This is a genomic window from Aliidiomarina haloalkalitolerans (assembly GCF_003987315.1).
Taxonomy (GTDB): domain Bacteria; phylum Pseudomonadota; class Gammaproteobacteria; order Enterobacterales; family Alteromonadaceae; genus Aliidiomarina; species Aliidiomarina haloalkalitolerans.
The window spans coordinates 1-2,525 of the sequence record NZ_PIPI01000018.1; the positions used below are offsets into that span (position 1 = coordinate 1).

General features: G+C 52.0%; 3 protein-coding genes. All 3 read right to left on the minus strand.

Features of this window, described 5'->3' with window-relative positions; all coding sequences use genetic code 11:
• Positions 1-89: 89 nt before the first annotated feature.
• The gene (gene tnpC, locus CWE06_RS12250; RefSeq protein ID WP_126794731.1) at positions 90-1,670 is read right to left on the minus strand and encodes an IS66 family transposase; all 1,581 of its coding nucleotides are present in this window, start codon (positions 1,668-1,670) and stop codon (positions 90-92) included.
• Positions 1,671-1,784: 114 nt separating this feature from the next.
• Positions 1,785-2,141 carry an IS66 family insertion sequence element accessory protein TnpB gene (gene tnpB, locus CWE06_RS12255; RefSeq protein ID WP_126794734.1) on the minus strand — a complete coding sequence of 119 codons (357 nt, stop codon included), beginning with the start codon at positions 2,139-2,141 and terminating at the stop codon, positions 1,785-1,787.
• Positions 2,138-2,440 (minus strand): IS66 family insertion sequence element accessory protein TnpA, encoded by a 303-nt coding sequence (gene tnpA, locus CWE06_RS12260; protein WP_126794737.1) that lies wholly within the window; start codon positions 2,438-2,440, stop codon positions 2,138-2,140. Before tnpA ends, tnpB begins: the two co-directional genes overlap by 4 nt.
• Positions 2,441-2,525: the final 85 nt, after the last annotated feature.

Here is a 2,525-nt window from a genome sequence, read left to right on the forward strand (position 1 = left end):
GTAAGCGTCACTGGAAGCACACGTTGACTTTGGTAACGCACTTAGGTGATCAGTTTTGCTGGCCTATCAACCGGTCAAACTAATTGACGCTAGACCGAGTTTTTGATCTTCCAGGGCAGCAAGTGGTCGACATTATTTTCATCCTGCACATGCGGCCACTGCTCAAACAAGTTCATCAGGTAGTCGATAGGTTGCAGGTCATTGGCTTTGGCGGTTTCCACGAGACTGTAAAGCACCGCACTAGCATCCGCGCCGCCATGCGTATTAGCAAACAGCCAGGCTTTGCGGCCAATCACGAACGGCTTGATAGCACGCTCCGCGCGATTGTTGTCGATGTTGATGCGCCCGTCCGTTAAGTACACTTGCAATTTTGACCACTGGTTTAGGGTGTACTGCACGGCCTTGCCGATAATACTGGTCGGTGGCACGTGCATGGCCTGCGTGTCCAGCCATTCTCTGAAGTCTTTCAGAATAGCCATCGATTCTGTTTGGCGGGCGCTTAAGCGTTCCTCTGCCGATTTGTCGGCCATGCGTTTTTCAACGCGATACAGTTTTTGGATAAAGGCTATCGCCATATCCGCTTTGCCGGTTTTCTTCTTCCCTTGCACGGTTTTAGCGTCCACGAACTTGCGTCTGGCATGTGCCCAGCAACCCGCGAGTTTAGCTTCCGTTTGCTCATAGCCTTGATAGCCATCCACTTGCAAGGGCCCGCGATAGCCTTGCAGGAAGTCCTTAGGATGCGAGCCAGCACGGCCATCTTGATAGTCGTAAAGCACGATATTGGGTGGTGGTGAGGTACTGTCGGGCGGCTTGTCACCGCCGCAGCCATACACCCACATGTAGGATTTGCTTTTTTCCGACTGGATGACCTTTAAGGTCGTCTCGTCTGCCCATAATACGGGCTGTTGCACTAAGATATCGTGCATGCGCTGATATAGCGGCTCAAGCTTTTGGCTCACGGCCACCAACCAACGGCTCATGGTCTGGCGGCTGATATCGGCACCGAACTGCTTGAACATGGCTTCTTGGCGGTAAAGCGGCAAGCCATACTGAAACTTCGCCGTGATAATTTGAGCGAGTAGGCTTGGCGTAGCAATGCTTTTGGGCAGCATGCTCGGTGGCATCGGTGCCTGCTTAATCTTCGTCTCGGTGCCTTGCTGTTCGCAGGTGCGGCAGCTGTACTTCGGCCGTACATGGCGAATCACTTGCACCTTGGCAGGAATAAAATCGAGCTTCTCACTGACATCTTCGCCCATGCGATGCATGTCAGTGCCGCAGCACTCACAGGTTTTCTCTTCCTCGCTGATGTCGTGAACGATTTCTGTTCGCGGTAGTGAGGCATCTAAACGAGCGCGGCGACCGACCTTACGGGTGTAGGCAATGTGCTGCTCGGCAGCCACTTCATCCGCCTCAGGCTGAAGGATGTCTTCGATTTCGTTGAACAAATCGCCCTGACCAGGCAAGCCTTCAGCACTGGCAGCAAAGCGTTTCTTGAGCTCTAATTGCCATTTTTCCAGTAGCTGATAAAAGTCACGCTTCCAGCGCTCGCTTTCTTGTTGCAGGCGCGCAGCATCAGCCTGTTGCTCAAGCTGCTGATTCTGCAGTTCAAGCACCATCGCTTTGAGCGCTTCAACGTCATCTGGAAGTGTGTTGTTATTAAGCTTTTTCATGCGGCTATTATACCGCAACACGCGGCGCTAAGCCGCTACTGATAAGGGATTTCTTAGACCGATTCGTGATCGATAAATCGCTGTTATGCTTGATCCCTATATGGCCAAAAAGGATCAGGTCATTGCACTAAAGTGGAGCGGCTGATGACCTTTCATCAACGTTATATCAAGGCCATCTAAAAGCCATGCCCACTGTTGTTCATTGAGCGTGATTGTACTGCCCAGCATCTTACGCGGCCACTTGAACTTCGCCTTCTCAAGGCGCTTGTACCACAGGCAAAAGCCTGTTTTGTCCCAGTACAACACCTTGAGTTTATCGCGCTGGCGATTGCAAAAGATAAATAGCGCGCCACTGAATGGCGAGAGCTCCATCTCGCTCTCAACAATGGCGCTCAGGCCATTAATGCTTTTACGAAAATCCACCGGTGCTTTGTGCAAATAGATGGCCGGTGGCTCAACGAACATTTTCATGCGCTGAGCTCTTTGACCAGTTGCGCGACCCAGCGCGGTGACACCGACAAGGGCAGCACCAACTCGGTTTGACCGATGCGTAACTGCACTGTTTGCTGCGAAGTTGGAGACTTTGGTACAGCCAACGCAAAGCCGACGCCATTATCTTCTGCCTCACGCTGAAGCCGCAAACGCCGTTGCCCAAAGTAAGCTGGGCTCAGCCCGCGCTGATCACAGAAGTCTTTCTGGCTAAGGCCGCTTTGCTCGAATTCAGCAATCAGCTCTAGCCATTGCTCGCGGGTTCGATGTGTTTGACTCATGATGCCACCACCTTGTTAATTAAAATTGGTGATAGCCTATGGCTTCAGACTATGGCTGAATAGGTGTGGTTGGCGTTACGCTTAC

What these genes read in the sequence shown, in the direction of transcription:
- tnpB (WP_126794734.1), bottom strand. Translation starts at nt 2,141, where the DNA reads ATGAAAATGTTCGTTGAGCCACCGGCCATCTATTTGCACAAAGCACCG.
- tnpA (WP_126794737.1), bottom strand. Translation starts at nt 2,440, where the DNA reads ATGAGTCAAACACATCGAACCCGCGAGCAATGGCTAGAGCTGATTGCT.
- tnpC (WP_126794731.1), bottom strand. Translation starts at nt 1,670, where the DNA reads ATGAAAAAGCTTAATAACAACACACTTCCAGATGACGTTGAAGCGCTC.